At 32.0% G+C, this 23,962-nt stretch carries 19 protein-coding genes and 1 pseudogene; 6 read left to right on the forward strand and 14 right to left on the reverse strand.

The window, feature by feature from the left end:
• Positions 1-14 precede the first annotated feature (14 nt).
• The 6 genes from J3R86_RS07005 to ezrA all read right to left on the reverse strand — a co-directional run bounded on the left by J3R86_RS07005 (position 15) and on the right by ezrA (position 7,000).
• Positions 15-962 (reverse strand): class I SAM-dependent methyltransferase, encoded by a 948-nt coding sequence (locus J3R86_RS07005; RefSeq protein WP_207516683.1) that lies wholly within the window; start codon positions 960-962, stop codon positions 15-17.
• Positions 963-1,079: 117 nt separating this feature from the next.
• Positions 1,080-1,574, reverse strand: a complete 495-nt coding sequence (gene tpx / locus J3R86_RS07010) for a thiol peroxidase (RefSeq protein ID WP_207516684.1) — start codon at positions 1,572-1,574, stop codon at positions 1,080-1,082.
• 89 nt (positions 1,575-1,663) lie between these two features.
• Positions 1,664-2,440, reverse strand: coding sequence for a TSUP family transporter (locus J3R86_RS07015; protein WP_207516685.1), 777 nt, complete (start codon positions 2,438-2,440; stop codon positions 1,664-1,666).
• A 43-nt stretch (positions 2,441-2,483) separates the two neighbouring features.
• Complete coding sequence (gene thiI / locus J3R86_RS07020) at positions 2,484-3,707, reverse strand: tRNA uracil 4-sulfurtransferase ThiI (protein ID WP_207516686.1); 1,224 nt, start codon at positions 3,705-3,707, stop codon at positions 2,484-2,486.
• A complete protein-coding gene (locus J3R86_RS07025; RefSeq protein WP_207516687.1) occupies positions 3,707-4,855 on the reverse strand; it encodes a cysteine desulfurase family protein in 1,149 nt (382 codons plus the stop codon). The genes thiI and J3R86_RS07025 overlap by 1 nt, the downstream gene beginning before the upstream one ends.
• Before the next feature lie 450 nt (positions 4,856-5,305).
• Entirely contained in the window at positions 5,306-7,000 is a 1,695-nt protein-coding gene (gene ezrA, locus J3R86_RS07030) for a septation ring formation regulator EzrA (RefSeq protein WP_207516688.1), read from the reverse strand.
• A 135-nt stretch (positions 7,001-7,135) separates the two neighbouring features.
• Here ezrA and J3R86_RS07035 point away from each other — a divergent pair, with 135 nt between their 5' ends.
• Both J3R86_RS07035 and rpsD read left to right on the forward strand, forming a co-directional pair.
• Entirely contained in the window at positions 7,136-7,618 is a 483-nt protein-coding gene (locus J3R86_RS07035) for a GAF domain-containing protein (RefSeq protein ID WP_207516689.1), read from the forward strand.
• 225 nt (positions 7,619-7,843) lie between these two features.
• Positions 7,844-8,446 carry a 30S ribosomal protein S4 gene (gene rpsD, locus J3R86_RS07040; RefSeq protein ID WP_000090512.1) on the forward strand — a complete coding sequence of 201 codons (603 nt, stop codon included), beginning with the start codon at positions 7,844-7,846 and terminating at the stop codon, positions 8,444-8,446.
• A 155-nt stretch (positions 8,447-8,601) separates the two neighbouring features.
• On the opposite strand, the gene J3R86_RS07045 is transcribed toward rpsD, so the two are convergent.
• Positions 8,602-9,348 carry a glycerophosphodiester phosphodiesterase gene (locus J3R86_RS07045; protein ID WP_207516690.1) on the reverse strand — a complete coding sequence of 249 codons (747 nt, stop codon included), beginning with the start codon at positions 9,346-9,348 and terminating at the stop codon, positions 8,602-8,604.
• A gap of 78 nt (positions 9,349-9,426) precedes the next feature.
• On the opposite strand from J3R86_RS07045, the gene J3R86_RS07050 reads away from it, so the two are divergent.
• The 3 genes from J3R86_RS07050 to serA all read left to right on the forward strand — a co-directional run bounded on the left by J3R86_RS07050 (position 9,427) and on the right by serA (position 12,750).
• The gene (locus J3R86_RS07050) at positions 9,427-9,870 is read left to right on the forward strand and encodes an SACOL1771 family peroxiredoxin (protein ID WP_207516691.1); all 444 of its coding nucleotides are present in this window, start codon (positions 9,427-9,429) and stop codon (positions 9,868-9,870) included.
• 128 nt (positions 9,871-9,998) lie between these two features.
• Positions 9,999-11,159, forward strand: a complete 1,161-nt coding sequence (locus J3R86_RS07055; RefSeq protein WP_207516692.1) for a pyridoxal-phosphate-dependent aminotransferase family protein — start codon at positions 9,999-10,001, stop codon at positions 11,157-11,159.
• Positions 11,149-12,750 carry a phosphoglycerate dehydrogenase gene (gene serA / locus J3R86_RS07060; RefSeq protein ID WP_207516693.1) on the forward strand — a complete coding sequence of 534 codons (1,602 nt, stop codon included), beginning with the start codon at positions 11,149-11,151 and terminating at the stop codon, positions 12,748-12,750. The genes J3R86_RS07055 and serA overlap by 11 nt, the downstream gene beginning before the upstream one ends.
• Before the next feature lie 529 nt (positions 12,751-13,279).
• Here the strand turns inward: serA and J3R86_RS07065 are convergent.
• The 3 genes from J3R86_RS07065 to J3R86_RS07075 all read right to left on the reverse strand — a co-directional run bounded on the left by J3R86_RS07065 (position 13,280) and on the right by J3R86_RS07075 (position 16,759).
• A complete protein-coding gene (locus tag J3R86_RS07065) occupies positions 13,280-14,404 on the reverse strand; it encodes an HAD family hydrolase (RefSeq protein ID WP_207516694.1) in 1,125 nt (374 codons plus the stop codon).
• 124 nt (positions 14,405-14,528) lie between these two features.
• Positions 14,529-15,995 carry an N-acetylglucosamine-specific PTS transporter subunit IIBC gene (nagE, locus tag J3R86_RS07070; protein ID WP_207516695.1) on the reverse strand — a complete coding sequence of 489 codons (1,467 nt, stop codon included), beginning with the start codon at positions 15,993-15,995 and terminating at the stop codon, positions 14,529-14,531.
• Between the two features lie 146 nt (positions 15,996-16,141).
• Positions 16,142-16,759 carry a lysophospholipid acyltransferase family protein gene (locus tag J3R86_RS07075; protein ID WP_207516696.1) on the reverse strand — a complete coding sequence of 206 codons (618 nt, stop codon included), beginning with the start codon at positions 16,757-16,759 and terminating at the stop codon, positions 16,142-16,144.
• A gap of 168 nt (positions 16,760-16,927) precedes the next feature.
• Between J3R86_RS07075 and J3R86_RS07080 the strand changes: the two are divergent.
• A pseudogene (locus J3R86_RS07080) lies at positions 16,928-18,181 on the forward strand (S1C family serine protease).
• A gap of 63 nt (positions 18,182-18,244) precedes the next feature.
• On the opposite strand, the gene J3R86_RS07085 reads toward J3R86_RS07080, so the two are convergent.
• From J3R86_RS07085 to ltrA, 4 genes are all read right to left on the reverse strand, one after another.
• The gene (locus J3R86_RS07085) at positions 18,245-19,657 is read right to left on the reverse strand and encodes a DHA2 family efflux MFS transporter permease subunit (protein WP_207516698.1); all 1,413 of its coding nucleotides are present in this window, start codon (positions 19,655-19,657) and stop codon (positions 18,245-18,247) included.
• A 279-nt stretch (positions 19,658-19,936) separates the two neighbouring features.
• The gene (locus J3R86_RS07090; RefSeq protein WP_207516699.1) at positions 19,937-20,404 is read right to left on the reverse strand and encodes a MarR family transcriptional regulator; all 468 of its coding nucleotides are present in this window, start codon (positions 20,402-20,404) and stop codon (positions 19,937-19,939) included.
• Positions 20,405-20,501: 97 nt separating this feature from the next.
• Positions 20,502-21,764: a tyrosine--tRNA ligase gene (tyrS, locus tag J3R86_RS07095; RefSeq protein ID WP_207516700.1), complete on the reverse strand. Its 1,263-nt coding sequence runs from the start codon at positions 21,762-21,764 to the stop codon at positions 20,502-20,504.
• 143 nt (positions 21,765-21,907) lie between these two features.
• Complete coding sequence (gene ltrA / locus J3R86_RS07100) at positions 21,908-23,194, reverse strand: group II intron reverse transcriptase/maturase (RefSeq protein ID WP_207518488.1); 1,287 nt, start codon at positions 23,192-23,194, stop codon at positions 21,908-21,910.
• Positions 23,195-23,962: the final 768 nt, after the last annotated feature.

Here is a 23,962-nt window from a genome sequence, read left to right on the forward strand (position 1 = left end):
TATACTATTACAGATTATTTTTTAGGATGATTTGTGTCCATCCAATGATTTAATTCAGTTATAAATCCTTGGAATTGTGTCGGATTTTTAAAATCTGGAATATTAGCTAATAAGACTTCGACTGGCTTTGTTTCACCTGACTTTTTCTTTTGCAAAATTAATATAGATTTTCTAGCTTTTTCACTTTTAAATAAAGTTGGTGGTAAATTTAAGAATGCTTGCATTTCTGTTTCTGTTGCAATATATTTTTCAAGCTGTTTTACATGGTCACCATTAAAAATATCACTTGGTACAATTAAAAAGGCATAACCTTTTTCTGTTAAAACATTTACTGCTTGTTCCAGTAATAAATAATGGGAATAACTATGACCTTCTGAAAAACCTAAATGAAAGTCATTACTACGTTCATCAACTGGATAATAGCCAACTGGAAAATCTCCTACTACAATATCTGCCCCTTCAATAGGTAAAGGCATAATAGCATCTTGAGGATACACATCAAATGGTATTTCTAAAAAGTTAGCTAAATGTACACTAACTCTTGATAATACAGGGTCTACTTCAATTAAATGATGCATAATAGCTATTTCAGGTAATACTTCTTTTACGGTTGCACTTAAATGTCCAGCGCCACTAGCTAAATCAACCATATGTAATTCTTGTTGATCTTGCATAAAACGCTCTACTAAAAATCCCAATATTAAACCGATAGAATCAGGCGTAATTTGATGATTCGCTTGTATTTTTTCTTCTTGCATTAAACTTAAATATGCAAATTGAAACGCTTTTCTACGATCTTGTAATGTTGCTTGCTCTAATAATTGTCTATCGTTAGTGTAAATGTACTCCATTGCTAACCCAAGATTTTCGATAAAGCTTTGTCCATTCTCATTGTTTAATGCTTTAGCCTTTTCATCTAAAGTATGAAATAAGCGTTCCATAATCGTTTGTTCTTCAGCCATTATTTAATTCCTTTCTAATAAAAAATGTCCATAAGTTTCTAGCAATCATAGATAAATATAATCTATTACAATGCTGTAAACAACTATGGACACTTATTGTATAAATAAATTTAAAAATTAAATGTTTTTATATGCAGTTAAAGCAGAGTCAAAGTCTGGGAAATCTGTTCCTTCACTAACAATCTCTTTATACACTACTTTATTGTCAGCATCTAAGACAAATACTGAACGTGCTAGTAAGCGTAATTCTTCCATAACTACACCAAAGTTTTCACCAAAAGATAAGTCACGGTGATCACTTAAAGTAATAACATTATCTAAACCGTTAGAAGCACACCATCTTTTTTGAGCAAATGGTAAGTCAGCAGAAATTGTTAATACAACGCCATCTTCTTTTGAAGCTTCTTCATTAAATTTACGTGTTTGTTGGTCACAAACGCCTGTATCAATTGATGGTACAACACTAATCAATTTCTTTTTACCTGCATAGTCAGCTAATGTAACTTGATTCAAATCGTTATCTAACACTGTAAAATCTGGAGCGATATCTCCTTCATTAACTTGTTGTCCAACTAATTGTATTGGTCCACCTTTAAATGTTATTTCAGTCATTATTTTGACCTCCTAGTAGTAGTTTCTATTCATATCATACGTAATTAATTGCGAAATTACAATTTTCAAGCATTAAATTGAATATTTTTCTAATGATGTACGATTTGTTGAAGATAGTCATATATATTTTTAACTATTAAAATAGCTGTAATCACTATAAATAAAACTTTAATATAGCCGACACCTTGTTTAATGGCGAATTGCGCACCAACATATGAACCAACAATCATACTAGCAGCCATAATAAGACCATAAACATAATTCACTTGGCCTAATGCCATAAATAAAACTAATGCACCAAGATTTGAAGCAAAGTTTAATACTTTGGCATTACCAGCAGCACTTAAAAAGTCAAACCCAAATAATAATAAAACGAACAACATAAACGACCCAGTACCACCACCAACGAATCCATCATAAAAACCGATAACAATGAATAACCCAGCAAATAATATTGCTTTGGCTACTGTGAAATGTGTAAAAGTTCTCACACTTCCCCAATCTTTTTTAAAAATTGTAAATATAAATACAGATGTTAGCGCAATAATAATTAATGGTTTAAGTATTTGTGATGGAATCATGGTTGCTACAAATGCACCAAGTGATGATGCTAAAAAGACGAATATAAAAAGTTTACTTACTACTTTTAAATCGACTTTTCCTGAACGGATAAATCGTAACGCACTTGTGAATGAGCCAAATGAGCTCGCTAGTTTATTCGTTCCTAATGCTACAGATGGCGGTAAACCAATTGCTAATAAAGCCGGTGTTGAAATTAGTCCGCCTCCACCTACAACTGAATCTATAAATGCTGCTACAAAACCAAAAACAATAATAGTCGAAATAATAGTTAAACTTAAATCCATATGTAACATTCCCCTTTGTTTTTATTGGATTTATGATACTTTATTATAAGAAATCATTAATTAAATCATCCGTTTGTTGTTGTTGTTCAGTTTTATAGTCACTTGAAATTGTTAGAGTCTCTATATTGTCAACAGCATGATTAATCATATCTTCAAAATCAAATGTACTTTCATATTGGACAACTTTGTCAAAATTAGGTTCTGTGACAGGATTCTTTGGTGTGAATATTGTACAACAATCTTCAAATGGTTGTATTGAAGTTTCAAAAGTACCGATATCTTTTGATTTCACAATGATTTCTTCTTTGTCATAAGTTAATAATGGGCGTAATACTGGTGTCGATGTCACACTATTGATTGCATACATACTTTGTAGTGTTTGACTTGCAACTTGACCAAGGTTCTCACCATTTACAATGGCATACGCGCCAATCTTATGAACTAATTTATCAGCGACACGCATCATCATACGTCTTGTAGATGTCATTGTATACCTTGGATGAACAACTTTATTGACTTGTTTTTGTAGTTCAGTGAAAGGAACAATGTGTAACTTAATAGGTCCTACACGCTCTGCTAAAATTCTAGTTAATTCAATTACTTTTTCTTTAGCTTGTTCACTCGTAAATGGCGGACTATGGAAATGAATCGCTTCGATTGTAACACCGCGTTTCATTACTTCAACACCTGCCACAGGTGAGTCTATACCACCTGATAACATTAATAATGTTTTTCCACCAGTGCCAACTGGTAATCCACCAGCTCCCGCAACAACATCAACATACATATAAATAGCATCTAATCTTACTTCAACTCTTATTTCGTGATCTGGTTTTTTGACATTAACAGTTATATCATCAACATTTGATAGTACTGCTCCACCAATTTCACGTTGTAGTTCATATGTATCCATTGGATAATTTTTATCGGTGCGTTTAACATCTATTTTAAATGTGCTATTTGTTTCAAATTGTTGTGCAAAAGATACTGCTGCTTGATTGATCGTTTCAAGTTCTTTATCAATTTTAATAACCGGACTAATAGATTTAATTCCAAATATTTTAGATAAACGTTGTATTATTTCATTAATATCCGCATGCTCTTGTAATTCTATATACATACGATCTCTTTTACCTTTTACTAAAAAACCATCTAGTCCTTTTAATGAACGATGGACATTATCACGCAATTGATTAACAAATTTTTTACGGTTAGAACCTTTTAACGTCAGTTCTCCATATCTCACTAATAAGTGATCATATTTCATTATTTTAGCAACTCCTTAATTTCTTCATAGATTAATTTGAATTTTTCTTTAAAAATAGCTATGTCTTGTGAAGTTGTCGTCATTCCCATTGATAATCTAATACTACCTTCAATTGCAAGATCAGAGATATTCATAGCCTTTAATACTTCATTTAATTTATGCCTTTTAGACGAGCAAGCACTGGTAGTAGAAACCATAATATCATGTTTAGAAAATGCATTAACAAGCACTTCTCCTTTAACCCCTGGAAAACTTACATTTAAAATATATGGTGAACCGTCTTCGGCTGAGTTGATATAGACACCTTGATAATTGGTTAAAAATTGACGTAATTCTTGATTAAAATGACTTATCGTTGCGTGTAAATGATCTACATTATTTATAGCTTCTTTCATCGCTTTAACCATGGCAATATCAATTGGTAAATTTATAGTACCACTTCTGACATTATATTCTTGCCCACCACCATGAATAGTTGGTTCTATGTTTTGTACATGATTAATTAATAACAAGCCTTGTCCTTTTAAACCATTAAATTTATGACCACTGAAACTTAAACTATCAATATTATCATATGTCATTGGAATTTTTCCGAAAGCTTGAACTGCATCAACATGAAAATGTGCTTTAGGATAACTTTTAACTATGTCAGCAATTTGCTTAATCGGTTGAATTTGGCCTGTGATATTATTTGCATACATACATGTAACTAAACCAACTTTTTCTGTCATCAATGACTTTAAGTGATCAAGATTAATTTTGCCATCTTTATCAACATCTACTAATTTCAAAATAAATCCCTGTTGTTCAGCTAAATATCTAACAACTTCTAATACAGATGGATGCTCAATGACGGATGTTATAATCTCATTTGCCGTATCTTTTTTACGATAAGCTATTCCTTTAAGTGCTATATTGTTAGATTCTGTTGCTCCACTCGTAAACACTACATCATAATTCATATTAGAGTTAATCATATTTTTAATTTGTTGTTTTGCTTGTTGCAGTAATTGTTCTGCTTGTAATCCAGCTTTATGTGGACTATTAGGATTAAAATACATTGTTTGATTTACTTTGACAAAAGACTCTAAAACTTCTGGTAAAGCTTTTGTCGTTGCAGCATTATCTAGGTATATCAAATTAAACACTTCTCTTTCATTTTTCAGCCAATTTTAAAAAGTTTTTACTCAAGCATTATACTATTATCACATAAAAAATAAAGGCTATTGCAATATTTCATTATATTTTAATATTATATATCCAAAAAGGATATAATAGATTAAAAATAAGGTTCTCTAACAAATCGGACTGATACATAATTAAATTTTCAAGCCTCGCTATGCCCAACTTGCATTGCATGAAAAAACTGGATAACCAGTTTTTCTGTGTTGGGTCCCTTCCTAGGGTGCTGTCTCAGCCTGTAGTCTTCGATTAGCACTGCTCCCTAAGGAGTCTCGGCTTCAAATTAATTTTCGATTTAAATTATTCATTTTTTATTTATCAGTCCTAAAAAACAGAGAACCAAAAATAATAACAAAAAGACCTAAGACTTATGTGTATTCACATTAAAAGTCTTAGGTCTTGACTGTAGTTAATGATTATCCTTTAATAACTTCTTCTTCAATATGCTTAGTTATGCCTGGTTCAACACTTTCAAGTGCTTGTTCAGAAATTTCAATCGAGCGTTTATATCGATTATTTTTAAATAAACGTTCTGCTTCATTTAAACTTTTATCTACACTGCTATAATCTTTTCTAAATCTATTACCATATTGGATCAATTTCTCAGCGTAAACAGCATTAACTAATACATCATTGGCTTCATCTTCAAACGTATTCATTTGGATAACAATTTTCGAAACTTTGTCTTTTAATTGTTTGACGTGAATTGGTCTTTCATTAAATTGTTCATTTACTTCACGTACTTCATGGTCTATTTCATTTTTCATAATAATAAAACGTTCTGGTACACTTGTTAAATTTGATGCTAATAAGCGACGATAAACTTCTTCTTTTTTAGATTGTACTCGAAGTAAGTTATCTTCCGCTTCTGCTTCATCTTCTCTAAGTTGAATGAGATGATTTTGCAGTTTTTCTTGTTTGTCGTTAATAACTGTAACATGATCTTCTAAATATTGCAGATTATCTTGAACTTCACTATAACGAACTGCAGATTTTGACATTTCTTTTAAAATATCATCATATACAGAAATTAAACTTTGTATTTCGTTTTCAAATTGACGAACACTTTGTGCATCTGATTCATTAATGTAGTAATTCTCACGTACATATTCAATTTCAGTTTGTAACGTGTAGTTCATGTCTTTAGCTTTGAACAAGTTATCTGTAATGATATCTTTAGTTTCTTCGACTTCATTTTTGGCTTTAACTTCGTGCTCAATTAAATCGTACATTTCATCTAACTTATCATTAATATTTGCAAGTTTATCATTTGCTTCATCTAATTCTAAGCGACTAATTAATGGTTCAACAAAACTTAATTCTGTTTTTAAGCTTTGTAAAGTACTATCTACTTTAACATGATCTAAGTCATAACCTTCGACTTTCAAATCACGACAACCATATTTTAAATCTTGGAATTGACCAGGTAGCTCTTTTTGAGTTTCTCTAATAAGCTCTGGTATTTCTTCCATGTAAGACTTTAATTGTTCCATATGCTCATGTAATGCTGAAATATGATTATGCGCTTGAACATAGTTACCATCAGCTTTCAATATTTCATATTGTTCAAGTTGTGGTTCAAAACGTTCAATTTCTGATTCTAATAATGATGCAGCCTCTCCAAATTGATGACGATTAGCAAGCACATCACGCTTCATCTCACGGTAATCGACCTTACATTTGTCATAAAGTCCGTCGTTATCTTTATACAATGCAACAATTTCATTAACTTGATGTTGTTGTTGCTCATAATTTTGTTCATATTGATCCATTAATTCATTAGCATCATCTATTTCACTTTGTGATGCAGTGAAATTAAATTTATCTAATAATGTTTCAGCATTATGAATCTTTTCTTCTACAGGAGCTAAATATTTGTTTGCACTTTCTAAGTTGTCCTTTTTCATTACTTCATATTTTGTTTTTGTTTCACCTTTTAAATTTAACTTAGATAATTGCGCAAGATTTTGATCAAAAGGTAATGTTTCTACTTCTTTTTTACGCTCAATTGCTTTTTCAATTACTTGTCGCTTAGTGGAACGTAAATAAAACAATACGCCGACAGCAATTAAAATAATCACAATGATTGCTAAAATGATATATAACACCATATGCTTCTCCTCCTATTTTATCATTATTATTATAACGTAATTTTAACTAAGGATAAATTATAAAATGAATTTATTGCCATAATATTTGAGAAACTTTATACTATTATAAAATTTATGAAAAAAAGAGGGTTTAATATGGCGACATTTCAAACAACAAATTATGACTTATTAAAAAAACAAACAGTTAGTTTAATTGAAGATGAACATAACATGATTGCAATATTAAGTAATATGTCCGCCCTATTAAATGACAATTTAGATCAAATTAATTGGGTAGGTTTTTATTTAATAGACAATGGCGAACTCATCCTTGGACCTTTCCAAGGTCATCCGGCTTGTGTTCATATTAAAATTGGCAGTGGTGTTTGTGGCACTGCAGTTGCTGAAAATCAAACACAAGTTGTAGCTGACGTAACACAATTTGAAGGACATATAGCATGTGATGCTAATAGTCGTTCTGAAATTGTTATCCCTATTAGAGTTAACGATAAGGTGATTGGCGTACTTGATATTGACGCACCTATCACAAATCGCTTTCATAACGAAGATAAAACAAATTTAGAAAGTATTGTTGAACTAATTGAAAATCAATTAGAACTGACTGATGGAACTAAATAGCAATAAAGTATTGACACTTTACAAGAAAATGTTACAATAATCTTTGTGTGAATTAACGAAAGTAGCAGTTGTATATTATTGAGCGCTATGTTGTTCCCAATGCGGACGTGTCACGTAACTGTCGCTATAAGGTGAAGACACATAAAACAACATATCTTAATAAGCATATAACACTCTTTTTTGTTTATTCATAACAACAAAAAAGATTAAAGGAGGAGTCAAATTATGGCTCGATTCAGAGGTTCAAACTGGAAAAAATCTCGTCGTTTAGGTATCTCTTTAAGTGGTACTGGTAAAGAATTAGAAAAACGTCCTTACGCACCAGGACAACATGGTCCTAACCAACGTAAAAAATTATCAGAATATGGTTTACAATTACGTGAAAAACAAAAATTACGTTACTTATATGGAATGACTGAAAGACAATTCCGTAATACATTCGACATCGCTGGTAAAAAATTCGGTGTACATGGTGAAAACTTCATGATTCTATTAGCAAGTCGTTTAGACGCTGTTGTATATTCATTAGGTTTAGCTCGTACTCGTCGTCAAGCACGTCAATTAGTTAACCACGGTCATATCTTAGTAGATGGTAAACGTGTAGACATCCCATCTTATTCTGTTAAACCTGGTCAAACTATTTCAGTTCGTGAAAAATCACAAAAATTAAACATCATTGTTGAATCAGTTGAAATTAATAATTTCGTACCTGAATATTTAAACTTTGATGCAGACAGCTTAACTGGTACTTTCGTACGTTTACCAGAACGTAGCGAATTACCTGCTGAAATCAACGAACAATTAATCGTTGAGTACTACTCAAGATAATATGTTTGTACACATTCATACTCAAATGTATGGATACAAAAACAGCATTGCCAACATGGCTATGCTGTTTTTTTTATAAATGTCCCCCATTCGATATCATTCAAATCATGATATCAGATGAGGGACATTTTTATTTTACTTATAAACTTATCATTTTATAATTTAAAAATTTCAAATGGTACATCTGTAATTAATCCATCGACACCATAGTTAATCATTTTTTGAGCAACTTTACTTTTATTCACAGTGTAAGGTAAGACTTTCAATCCAACTTTATGAGCCTCTTTGATAAATTGCTTAGTCACTAGCATATAATTAGGATTTGCATAAGTTGCACATTGAGCTATTTTAGCGAAATCAGGTCTTTTATACCAGTACTTCTTTTTACTACATAATACACCTAATTCGTAAGGACAATCCATATTATATAAATATTCAATACTGTTAATATCAAATGATTGAATAATCACTTTATGTTCTGGAATGTTATGTCGTTTCAACGTCTCTAATAATATCTTCTCTATATTAGGATATTGATTTGGTTTCTTTATTTCAATAAGTAATTGTTTTGAAAATTGTTTAGCTGTTTGTAATACTTCTTCCAATGTTGGTATAGTTTCATCTTGATAACTTATATCCTTATAACTACCAAAATCAAATGACTTAAGTTCATCCAATGTATAATTTGTAATCAAACCTTTTCCATTAGAAGTTCGATCAAGTTTATCATCATGAATAATAACGAGTTGATTATCTTTAGTTAAATGAATATCAATTTCTAACATATCAATATGATGCATTAAAGCGGCTTTGTAGCCAACCATCGTATTTTCTGGATATGTATTTGGTAAACCACGATGTGCAACAATTTTAAATTCTTTATATGGCTTTGTTATCTTCATATAAGACACCTTTCTATGAATCTTAGAGAAATTATTCTAAACTTAAGTTATCATAAACAACTCAGGAGGAAAAAGAATTTGGTTCAACACGACTTTAAAGTAACAACCATGTGGTCAGGCGGACGTAATAATGTAGGTAAAGTAAATGGAGATATCTTAAGCGAGCAAATATCTATACCTTCTTCCCTAGGCGGTATTGGTAAAGGAACTAATCCTGACGAGATGTTAGTTGCAGCAGCATCATCTTGTTACATTATCTCCCTTGCAGCTACATTAGAACGCGCTAAATTTGAAAATGTCACGATTGAACTCGAGTCAATTGGTACTGCAACATTTATAAATGGTAAGTTTGCTATGGAAAGCATCAACCATTATCCAAAAATTCAAATTGATAACAAAGATTTCGAGCGCTTGACTGAAAGATTACCAAAATTGTTACAAATTGCAGATCATAATTGCATGATTTCAAATTCAGTCCGTAATAACGTTAAAATCAACATTTCGCCTACTATTACAACATAAATATAGTTAAACAGAAGCATCATTTACGTAATTTTTATTTCTAAATCATGCTTCTGTTTATTTTTCCTCTTTTAAATTGTCAGAAAATTTGCTAAAATAAAAAAATCTTATTTTTAGGAGGACTACCTATGTATTATCATCATTCTTTATTACTGACACCTGGCCCAACACCTGTTCCTGATCACATTATGAAAGAAATTCAATCTCCAATGGTCGGTCATCGTTCAAGTGACTTTGAAGATATTGCTGAAGAGGCATTTCATGGTCTTAAACCAATATTTGGAAGTCAAAACGATGTACTCATATTAACTTCTAGTGGGACGAGTGTACTTGAAGCTAGCATGTTAAATATCATTAATCCTGATGATCACTTTGTTATTATTGTTTCTGGTGCATTTGGTAATCGTTTCAAGCAAATTGCACAAACATATTATAAAAATGTACACATTTACGATGTTGAATGGGGTAAAGCTGTAAATGTTGAGGAATTTATAACTTATTTAAAATCTCTCAACGTAACAATCTCAGCTGTTTTTAGTCAATTTTGTGAAACTTCAACTACAGTTTTACATCCTATTCACGATTTAGGCAATGCTATTCATCATTATAATAGTGACATATTTTTTGTCGTTGATGGTGTGAGTTGTATAGGTGCAGTTGATGTTGATTTAGCCAAAGATAAAATTGATGTGTTAGTATCAGGAAGTCAAAAAGCCATCATGTTACCTCCTGGATTAGCTTTTGTTGCTTATAATCAACGTGCAAAAGATCGTTTCCAACAAGTGACAACACCACGATTTTATTTAGATTTAAATAAATATATTTCTTCTCAAGTAGCACACTCAACACCTTTCACACCAAATGTTGCTTTATTTAGAGGGGTTAATGCTTATGTAGAATCAGTTAAAACGGAAGGCTTTAATCATGTTATTGAACGTCACTATGCCATCAGAAATGCGTTACGCCAGGCATTAAAAGCACTTAACTTAGACTTATTAGTAAATGATCATGATGCTTCACCTACTGTTACTGCTTTTATTCCTAAAGATAAAGAAGAAGTAAATCATATCAAAAACCAACTTAAACAACGTTTTAATATCACTATTGCTGGTGGACAAGGTCATTTAAAAGGACATATTTTAAGAATTGGTCATATGGGACAAGTTAGTCCATTTGACATATTATCAGTTGTAGCTGCATTAGAAATTATCCTATCTGATTACCGACAAGTTAGCTTAATTGGACAAGGAACTGCAAAATTTATGGAGGTTATTCACAATGAAATTTAATGTTTTAGTTGCTGATCCAATTTCTCAAGACGGTATAAAAAGTTTATTATCTCATGAGCAATTTAACGTTGATATTAACACTGGTCTTAGTGAAGATGAGTTAATTACGATTATTCCAGATTATCATGCACTAATTGTACGTAGTCAAACTACCGTTACACCTAATATTATCAATGCTGCTGATCACCTAAAAGTTATTGCACGCGCAGGTGTTGGCGTTGATAATATTAATATTGAAAGTGCAACTTTAAAAGGTATTTTAGTTATCAATGCACCAGATGGTAATACGATTTCAGCTACCGAGCATTCTATGGCTATGTTATTATCTATGGCTAGAAACATTCCTCAAGCACATCAATCTTTAAAAAATAAAAAATGGGAACGCAATCAATTTAAAGGTACAGAACTTTATCATAAAACATTAGGCATTATTGGTGCCGGAAGAATTGGTTTAGGTGTTGCTAAAAGAGCAAAAAGCTTCGGTATGAATATATTAGCTTTTGATCCTTATTTAACAGAAGATAAAGCTAAACAATTAAATATTACGAAAGCTTCTATTGATACCATTGCACAACAAGCTGACTTTGTAACACTACATACGCCACTTACCCCTAAAACAAAAGGTATTATAAATGAAGATTTCTTTGCTCAAGCTAAACCTAATTTACAAATTATTAACGTTGCACGTGGCGGTATTATTGATGAGCAAGCATTAATTAACGCACTTGATAAAGGACAAATTAGTCGTGCTGCCATTGATGTTTTTGAACATGAACCAGCTACTGATTCACCATTAGTCAGCCATGATAAAATAATTGTAACTCCCCATTTAGGTGCGTCTACGATCGAAGCACAAGAAAAAGTAGCAGTATCTGTATCCAATGAAATTATAGATATTTTAATCAATGGTACTGTTACACATGCAGTTAATGCACCAAAAATGGATTTAAGCAATGTTGATGATACGATTAAATCATTTATTGATTTGAGTCATACAGTCGGTGAATTAGCAATACAATTCCTTCATAATGCTCCTAGTACTATTAAAATTACGTATGGTGGAGAAATCGCAACTATAGACAACAGTCTATTAACTAGAACGATTATTGCAAGTATTCTAAAAGAAGATCTAGGTTCTGAAGTTAATATTATCAATGCTTTATTATTATTAAATAAACAAGATGTAACCTATAATATTGAAAATAATAAATCAGAAACAGGATTTAGTAATTATTTAGAAGTTGAATTGATTAACGATACTGATACTGTAAAAGTTGGTGCCTCAGTGTTTGCAGGTTTTGGATCTCGTATTGTACGTATTAATGATTTTTCTGTAGATTTAAAACCAAACCAATACCAAATTATTTCCTATCATAATGACATTCCAGGTATGGTTGGTAAAACTGGTGAATTATTAGGAAAACATCACATTAATATTGCCTCTATGACATTAGGTAGAACACAAGAAGGTGGCGATGCTTTGATGATTTTATCGGTTGATCAACCTGTCTCACAACATATTATTGATGAACTTAAACAACTGGGTGATTATAATCAAATATTTACCACTGAATTAACTGCCGTGCACTAAAGATTAGCACGTTTTAACTGCAATCACTAAAAGTTTTTCATAAATATTAAATTAAAACATACTAAAATTAGCCGTGAACGAATCTATGATGATAGATTTATTCACGGCTATTTATTATAGTTGTAGAGACTGGGACAAAATATTTCACTCTTAAATTCAAGCATTTGACAGTAACTGTCTGATTTGTAAAATGTTGATAAATCACCATTTTGAAAACCTAGTCAGTCTTGCCGGGGTGGGAGGGACCCGTCATAGAGAAATATAGGGATTACAATTGGTTTGAAAAAGGTTTACAGTTTATTAATTCATAATAAACTGCATAAGATTTTCTAGCTATTAAAATAGCAGAAACTCTAACAATTGCATAGGGACCCATCACAGAGAAACTGTACTTACAGTTTCTACAAACAATGCAGGTTGGGCAAAAGCTACTAAAAATTAAAATCTAAGTAGCTTTAAATGTGCAAGACGGGCATCTAAGAAATAAATTTTATATAAAATTTATTTCTGTCCCACTCCCTTTAGCTATTTATAATAATATATTACGGATATCTCCAATGTGATCAACGATATAATTTGCATTATGGTCTTCTAATTCTTGTCTTGCTTGTTGTCCTTTTAAACCAGTTAAAGTACCAATAAATGTTGCACCTATCGTTTGAGCACTCAATAAATCTGCTAATGAATCTCCAACAATGTATACATCACTTTTAGCAACAATTTGATGCTGTTGTAAAGCATATTCCTCATAATTCTGTTCTACATTCCCTTTTAATGCTGCAATATAACTAAATGGATTAGGCTTACCAAGTGGTCTATATTGTGGATATAATTCCTCAGCTTTTAAAACATCAGTCGCTGTTGCAATATGTCGCTTATCAAAATAATTTAATAATCCTAATGTTTCAAATGGCACAATAGTTTCAGTATAAGGTCTACCAGTGGCAATCCCTAATGAATATCCACCATTAATTAAATCTTCAAGTAATTGTTTTACCTCTGCAATTGGTCTTAAGATTACTTCTTGATATATAAAACCTTTTTTAAAATCTGTTTTACTAGCCTTTTGTTCAACTTCACTAAACAATGTCGTTCCTAAATACCATTCTTGATACACTTCCTGTGCTAACACCCATAATTTTCCTTTTAAACTAAATAACTTAGTATGTTTAATATTTAACCGCTGTGCCGCAAACTGTTCTAAAGCTTGATATATATTACTTTTACCACTATGTACTTGGCTTAAAAACTGTAACGGTTGTTGATAATCAAGAACAACATCATTGTTAAGCAATTGCCCTATATGTTGAAGTGTATTATCATCAAAGTTATGTTGTTCAATATAATAATCAATATCTTGTTGATTTAGTGTAGTTAATAGTTCAATAAAATGAATACAAAAAACTATAAATAACATATCCCAGTTAGAATTTAAACCTAATGATTTGAGTTTATTTAAAATTGTATCATTTAAAAAAATTTGCTCTCTAATCTCCGTAATTTGTTGATTAGAAATAGTTGCTAAATTTTGTGAATGCGCTAACCCTAAATAGGCTTTATCCATCAATAATTCATAAACTGTCAATGCTGAAACATCAAAACATCTTTCTTCACTTAAAAAGACTCCATCAACATCAAATAAAATCGTCGCCATATACAGTATCCACTCCATTTCTGAAAATTCAGATATAATTAATCATTGTACTATTAGCACTAAAAAAGCGCAAACCTATTCATATAGATTCGCGCTTCAAGATGCTTATTAATACATCACTATTTTACATTTGTTTCTCAAGTTCATCAGCTATTTGCTGTACATGTGTACCAATGATGACTTGTGATGAATGTTTACCACTTACTGTCACACCAACAGCTCCTGCACTTTTAATTTTTTGTTGATCTATTAAATTAGTATCCTTTAATTCTAAACGCAATCGTGTCGCACAATTTGTTAAATTAGTTATATTGTCGCGACCACCCAAACCTTCTAAGATAATCATTGCATTATGATAAAATTTTCCGCGCGTCGAATTCGTTTCACCTGTAGCCACAGTTTTATTATCAGTCGTTGGATCAGTTAACTCATTATCTCCACGACCTATAGTGTTTAAATTAAACACTTGAATAACAAATCTGAAAATAACATAGTACAAAATAAAGAACACTACACCTTGAACTAAAAGCATCAATGGATGATTAGCAACTGGATTAACTAATGATAAGACATAATCGATTAATCCAGCGCTAAATGAAAATCCTGCTGTCCAATGGAAAAATGAAGCAATAAATAATGATAAACCAGTTAATAACGCATGAATAACGTATAAAACCGGCGCAACAAACATAAAAGCAAATTCAATAGGTTCTGTTACACCAACAAAAAATGCTGCTACTGCACTCGCTAAAAACCAACCATATACTTGCTTTTGTTGTGATGATTTAGCTGTATGATACATGGCAAGTGCAGCAGCTGGAACACCAAACATCATGATTGGGAAGAAGCCTGCTTGGTATCGACCAGTGATACCTTTAATAGCATCTTTACCACTTTGGAATTTACCAATGTCATTAATACCAACTGTGTCAAACCAAAAAACACTATTTAATGCATGATGTAAACCTGTTGGAATTAATAAACGATTGGTTACACCATATAGAAATGCACCTAACGATCCCATACCGACAATTGACTCACCAAACCATACTATCCAAGAATATACAACTGGCCAAACAAAAAGTAATACCACAGCTAAAAACGTACAAAAGAATGCTGTTAAAATAGGTACAAGTCTTTTACCACTGAAAAATGATAAGGCCAAAGGTAATTCTGTTTCACTAAATTTATTATATGTATATGCAGCAATTAAACCAATTATAATTCCTACAAAAACATTTGTATTATCCATTTTTTCAAAAGCCATATCAATACTAGACATCTTCATACCTAATAATGGTGCTAATTTTTTTGGTGATAAGACTACAGTTACAAGTAAAAACCCAAGTGTAGCCGCTAAAGCAACGGCACCATCATTCTTCTTAGACATTCCTATCGCTACACCAATTGCGAATAATATTCCTAATTGTTCTAATATCGTTGTCCCTACTGTTGTGAAAAAAGTAGCGATTAATGGTACAACATGTAAGGCATTTAATGAGTTACCTATACCAGTTATAATAGCTGCTGCTGGCAATACTGCTACAGGTAACATTAAAGAGCGTCCTAAATTTTGAAAAAATTTATACATGATATCATTCCCCTTAAAAAAGGTAGCAATACATTGAACAGTATCACATCGACATGATTTGATAGGTTAGTAAAACTTTATATTCGTCACTATCAATATCATACGCTTAATACTCAAACAATTTTATTACTACCTAAAGATGTTAGTTATAAACTTTTAGCAATTTCGTTTAATTCTTGTTGTAACTTTGCAGTACGTGTTTCAATTTCTTTAGTAATGTAATCAATACGTTCATTACGTTTTAAATCTTTTGGTAACTTAGCAAGATCAATCGGTTCACCAATATTAATCAGCGCTTGCCCTGTAATTAGTCCATGAATTTTGTTAGGACCGACATAAGCAACTGGTAAAATTGGAGATTTACTTAACATCGCAATCGTTGCAGCCCCTCTTTTTAATGGTGCGCCTTCAGCTGAAGTACGATGACCTGTTGGGAAAATACCAACTGTCTTATGCTCTTTTAATAAATTAATTGGACGTTTTAATGTGCTAGGTCCTGGATTCTCCCTATCGACAGGAAAAGCATTTAATGATGTTAAAAACTGTCCAATCCATTTGTTATTAAATAATTCTTTCTTTGCCATATAATGGATTTGATTTGGATATAATGCCATTCCTAACATAATAACTTCGTTATAACTTTCATGTGTACAAGTTACAACATATTTATTATCTTGTGGAATATTATCTTTACCAATAACATACAGTGATTTTGATAATTTCACTAAAATAAATTTTAAAATACTACTGACAAACGAATACATAGTGCCACCTACTTAACTTTTTTGTATATAACATCTAAATTTTATCATTATCTTTTTAGTTGAACAAGATAGGATCATTATACATCTAAAGTTGTATAGTGTATTACTAGCATAAATTTTGAAAAACATACATAATTAAAATGAATATTATACAATTGGAGGTTAAATATGTCAGTTTTTAATCAATCAAATCAAACAACAAGATATAAAGGTCCTAAATTCCCATGGTTTAAAACCATTATTGTCGCTCTAATTGCAGGAATTATTGGCGCATTACTCGTCCTTGGAATTGGAAAAATTTTAAATCATACGCTGTTAGATGGTGATGGTTCCAAAGTTCAAACAACCAACTCTAAAGGAGGTAATCAATTAGATAAAGAAAGTGATAAATATGGTTCAGTACACGACATGATTAAAAATGTATCACCTGCCATAGTAGGTGTAATTAATATGCAAAAATCATCTAGCATTGATGACTTATTAAAAGGTAAATCATCAAAACCTGAAGAAGCTGGTGTCGGTTCTGGTGTTATTTATCAAATCAATGGTAACTCAGCTTATATTGTGACAAATAACCACGTTATAGATGGCGCAAATGAAATTAAAGTCCAACTTCATAACTCTAAACAAGTAAAAGCAAAATTAATTGGTAAAGATGCAGTGACAGATATTGCAGTATTAAAAATAAATAATACTAAAGGTATCAAAGCTATTAAATTTGCCAATTCATCTAAGGTTCAAACAGGAGATAGTGTATTTGCAATGGGTAATCCACTTGGTTTAGAATTTGCCAATTCTGTAACATCAGGAATTATTTCAGCTAATGAGCGTACAATTGGAGCTGATACTACTGGTGGCGATACAAAAGTGAGTGTTTTACAAACTGATGCTGCCATCAACCCAGGAAACTCTGGTGGTGCTCTTGTCGATATTAATGGTAATTTAGTTGGTATTAATTCTATGAAAATTGCAGCAGCCCAAGTTGAAGGTATTGGTTTTGCTATTCCAAGTAATGAAGTCAAGGTGACAATAGAACAACTCGTTAAACATGGTAAAATAGAGCGCCCTTCTATTGGTATCAGTCTCATTAACTTGTCTGATATCCCAGATTTAGATCGTCAAGAATTAGATACAAATAGAGATAGTGGCGTTTATATAGCTAAGGCCCCTAAAGATAGTGATCTAATAAAAGGCGACATCATTACTAAAATAGATAATACAGAGGTCAAAGATGATGTTGATCTTAGAAGTTATTTATATGAACATAAAAAACCTGGTGAATCAGTAACGTTATCTATTATCCGAGATGGTAAGAAAAAAGATGTTAAAGTAACTTTAAAAGAACAAAAATAAGTAGAGTCAAAACATCATGACCAAAAACAACAACTACCAAATGACAATGATAGTGATTTTACTAGATAATTAACTTTAAACTATAAATTAATCCCCACATACGACATTATAAAGTCCTATGTGGGGATAGTTTTAATTTAATGACTTATTGTTATGTGACGTTAACATGAGTGCAGGAATAATAATTAATAATATTGCTATAACTGCAACTAAGAACCCTGCATGATAAGCAGTTAATGTATGCGAAACCGTTGTATGTGTAGCCGGCATTATAATTGCTATAACTGTGGCAATTATTGCAGTACCCACACTTGAACCAGCATTTTCAATTATATTGATCCCTATACCTGCCTCAGCTAGATTTGATTCAGCAACACCTAAATATGCATCGGTAGTTAGTCCTAAATTAATTCCACCAACACTGCATCCTCTGATAAATAAAATAAGTGAAATAATCCAAATACTCGTATGATTCGTTATAAATAACAATGGGATTGAACCAAACATAGCAATAATAATACTATATATGATAACAGACTTAGCTCCAATTTGATCAATCATTTTACCGATATATGGTCTTGTTATAAGCATTCCTACACCTTGTGGAATTAATGCAATTGCAGTTTCAATCGTTGAATAACCTTTAAATACTTGGAAATATAATGGAATAATTAACATAGGTCCCATAATCCCAATATTTGCCAATAATAATCCAATCGATGCTGCACTATAACTCTTACTTTTAAATAGTGTTATAGGTAAAATTGTCTTGTAATTCATCTTGATATTATAAAGGATATATATTACAGCAAAAATGATAGCTAAACTTATAAGCACAAGTGACATCATATCAATGGCGTGTGTAGCATTTGATAAACGTGTCACTCCTAAAATAAGCAATGTACTAATTAATCCAAGTAAGACAATACCAATAGCATCTAATTTACTATTACGGTTAAAAGGTTCGAATTGTGGAATATATTTGATCATTAATGGAATTGCGATAATTAAAATAACAATGTTAATGAAAAATATCCATCTCCAACTAAGTAAATGAATAATGACGCCACCTAATACTGGTCCAAGTATAGGACCAAATATCATCGGTGTACTAACTATAGCCATGACTTTACCAGTATGTTCACGACCAGCAATTTTTACAATTAATGTAAACATCAGTGTTGTGATTAATCCTGCACTAAATCCTTGAGCAACTCTAAATATAATCAATGCTGTCATAGACCAACTGAGTCCAGCTAAAAGTGACGTTATACCGAAAAGTAACATAGCATTAATAAATACTTTCTTACCATTGAAGCGATTGATTAACCAACCAGCTATTGGTACAGCAATTGCTAAAGCTAATACATAACCGGTGATGGTCCACTGTGTTATTTCTATTTGTGAATGAAATGTTTCATTTAATTGTTTTATAGCAATATTAATCATTGTTGCATCAAGCATTGGTGCAATTGCACCTAATGTAATTGCCCATGCTGCAATCATAATATGTTTGGGTACTTTATTCTGTTGACGTTGTGACATAATACGCTCCTTTTTGTTTCTTTAGAAACAAAATATACACCTTTTATTGTTTCCTTGTCAACAAAAATTCCAAAAAATAAAAAACATCCTGTGCCAAAAACATTTCACACTTCAATTCAAGTATTTGGCAGTAACTGTTTGGTTTGTAAAATATTGATAAATCAACGTTTACAAACTTAGTCAGTCTTGCCGGGGTAGGATAACGACATAAATTTTATTAAAATTCATTTCTGTATCATTCACTTAATATCCTTTTCAATTCAAGTTAACAATGCTTTCCTACTTTTTGATGTTTTCTTTTTCGATAATTTCTTTGTCTAGATGATGATTATATTTTTCAATAAATGTCATCATATGTCGATATTCATCCTCTGTCATTTGATTGAATACGTCTCGATCACGTTCTTCAAATTCTTTATGTAACTGTTCGTGTAATTGATAAACATCAATACCTGCTGGAGTTAATTTAAAGTAAATTTCTTTTTTATTATCTTGATATTGGTAAGTTTCAATTAAACCTTTAGCTATCAAACGTTTCGTTAATTTACTTATTGCGCCTCTAGTCATATATAATGCTCTAGTTAATTTGGTGACATTGGGTGCTTCTATTTCTTCTATTGCCTCTAAACAATGAATCTCGCTCGACTTATACCCTTTTAAAGCTTCTTCCATACGGTCTTTATTTAAATAAGCAATTTTATTAAAAATTTCGCGTAATTGTGACATTAATTGTTGCTCTTTATTCATTGCTAGACCTCCTGAACCTTATATCAATTTAATGATTCTCATACATATAAAGAGGTTGAGACATCATAAGTCCCGACCTCTTTATTGGTAAGTCATCTTATTTATAATTTACCATGAAATATTTTTTCTTACCACGACGAATAATAGTAAATTCATTATCAATCTTATCATCTGATGATAACTCATAGTTCACATCCTGCTGTCTTTCACCATTAATATAAATAGCTCCATTAGTCACGTCTTCTCTTGCTTGTCTTTTTGATGACGAAATTCCTGTTTCAACTATAATATCAATGATATTTGATGTAGCATTAGCTACTTCAACTTGAGGTACATCTTTAAATCCTTCTTTTAGCTCTTTAGCTGATAATGATTTTAAATCACCACTAAACAATGCTTGAGAAATACGAATAGCATCATTCAATGCGTCCTCGCCATGAATGAATCGAGTAACATTTTCAGCAAGTGCTTTTTGAGCTTCTCTTAAGTGTGGTGCTTCATTTTTAGATTGCTCTAATTTTTCAATGTCATCTTTATCTAAGAAAGTGAAATATTTTAAGAATTTAATAACATCTTCGTCTGATTGGTTGATCCAGAATTGATAAAATTCATAAGGACTTGTCTTGTCGGCATCTAACCAAACTGCACCAGATTCTGATTTACCAAATTTCTTACCATCAGATTTAGTAACTAATGGAATCGTTAAACCGTAAGCATCCGTTTGACCATACATACGACGCATTAATTCAATACCACTAGTAATATTACCCCATTGATCAGATCCACCTACTTGAATTTTACAATTAAGCTCTTTGTTTAAATGACCAAAATCTATTGCTTGTAAAATAGTATACGTAAATTCAGTATAAGAAATACCATGTTCTAAACGTGATTGAATAGAATCTTTCCCTAACATATAATTAACACCAACATGCTTACCATAGTCACGTAAAAAACTAATTAATGATATTTGACCTAACCAGTCTTTATTGTTAACTAATATTGCATCTCTATCATTACCAAATTCAAATATTTTATGCATTTGTTTACTGATTCCTTGAACGTTGTGTTCTACTTGTTCTTCTGTTTGCAGCACTCTTTCTTCGGATTTACCAGATGGGTCTCCGATCATACCAGTTCCCCCACCAATTAACACAATTGGGCGATGTCCATGTTGTTGGAAACGTCTTAACGTTAAAAATGGTAGTAAATGTCCAATATGTAAACTATCTGCAGTTGGATCTGCTCCACAATATAATGTAACTTGTTCTTTATTTAATAGATCTTCAATACCTTGTTCATCAGTTTGTTGATAAATTAAACCTCTCCACTGTAAATCTTCTAATAGTTGATTTGTCATTATTGTTCCTCCTATAAAGTTTAAATATGTAAGTTATATTATAAGTTTAATTGATAATTATCATAAAATCGAGTAGGAGGATAACCATTATTTGATTATCCGTCCTCTCACACCACCGAGCGTACGGTTCCGTACTCGGCGGTTCAATATCTTGCGTAAGCCGTCTCTGCGAGTTGGGTTAATGGTTCTAACCCCCACTTGTAGAGACGTTTTGTTGTAAGTGCACGATGAACTTCATGCGTTGATGATAAGCGCCAGTATTTCTTTCTTGAATTGGCAATTTTCATTGCACTCTTATGGTCAAGTCCATACTTACGTAACATCTTATATTTGGTTTTTATTCTTTTCCATCTTTTGAGGATTAGTTGTCTAATGCGTCGGTTTAACCATGATTGTAACTTCGTTACAAAACCTGTAATAAATCCTTTACCAAAGTAATTTATCCACCCTCGTGTTACTTGATTAATTTCTGATATAATCTCTTTAAAGGTACCTGGTCTATTTCGTTTCGTTAGACGTCTTAAGGTGCGTTTTAAATTTCTTCTTGCTTCCATAGTCGGTCTGAAACGATAAGTGCCATTTACTTTGGTCATTAGACAACTCAAGAACTTTAAACGTGTGATAGAACCTACCTTGCTCTTTTCACTATTTACAATAAGTTTAAGGTCTTTTTCGATAAACTTTGTCACACTTTCCATGACACGTTGACCCGCTCGTTTTGTACGTACAAAGATGACGAAGTCATCTGCATAACGAACAAAGCGATGACCACGTTTCTCCAATTCATTATCTAATTCGTGAAGATAAATATTACAAAGTAACGGGGAAATAACACCACCTTGCGGTGCACCTATTTCTCTACTTCGATAATTACCATTGAGGTCGATTGCACCAACCTGTAGGCTTCTACGAATAAATTTAGAAATGGCTTTATCTTGAACATGTCGTTCAAATAGATACATTAATTTATCATGGTTCAACATATCAAAGCACTGTTTTAAATCACAATCAACTGCAACTAAGTAACCTTCTTCATAGTATGTTGCACATTCTTTAAGTGCAGTTCCTGTACTACGATTCGGTCTAAAGCCATGACTGTGTTTTGAGAAAGTACGGTCGATACTAGGTTCAATGACTTGTTTAATGGCTTGTTGGATAACTCTGTCTCTTGCGACAGGGATTCCAAGCACGCGCTTTTTCCCATTTGATTTAGGTATTTCAACCTTTCTTACTGCTTGTGGCTTATACGTGCCATCAAGCAGTTTTTGTTTAATTTGTGGAAAGTATTTTGCGAAATGTGATGTTAATTCACTTACTCGCATGCCATCGATGCCAGGTGCACCGTTGTTTTTCTTCACTTTCTTAATTGCTTTTTGTATATTATTCTCTCTTACAACAAGCTCCATCATAGATGGAGACTCACGATACATTTCTTTCATTTCACCTAAGATTTACTGTACGCACTCATATATCCTTTTTCGTTCCACTACTTATCTTTCTATGAGTTGCCAATCATTAATTGTATTCTGTACGTTGTAAATCTCTAACCTCCATTCTTTACTTTGTATGAATATTGTTCAGTCCTTCAGTATTTCTACCTACTATGACCTCTGCTGACTTCTCATCATTCGTTATTACTACGATTTTTTTTATCGCTGATGAGACCTCCCCGGGTAAGAGTAACCACTTTCCACTCATTCCACTGCATCATTTACTATATAGAACTCGGGTAGTATCGGACTTTATCTTGTATTGCAGATTCATCCATTCCACATAGCCTTGTATGATATTTCTGTTCGTCAGTGCGAGTGTTTGCGTCCGACTTCCTTCAGATTCCATTTCACAATGGACACCCTTGTCTTTCGCTAACAGTTCCTACTACCAAGCCTGTAACGGACTTTCACCGTCTAGTAATTACCCATGCCGGGCGCACAATAAAAATGCACCCTCACAAATATGTAAGGGTGCATTGTGCACGTTACCACCAAACTTAAACATAACTTTAATGTATGTTCACTCTATTAATGATACGTTCATTAATTAAACGTAGGATATCATATTAAGAGGTGTATTCGTATGACGAACATTACCAGTTTGCAGCGACCACTAGCTCTCTTAAAATGCAAATCATATTACTTGTCCTCGTACCCTATTTCATTATACATTTTCTCTAATTATAATTAAGGTAAATTTAAAAG

The organism is Staphylococcus simiae (assembly GCF_017357005.1).
Taxonomy (GTDB): domain Bacteria; phylum Bacillota; class Bacilli; order Staphylococcales; family Staphylococcaceae; genus Staphylococcus; species Staphylococcus simiae_A.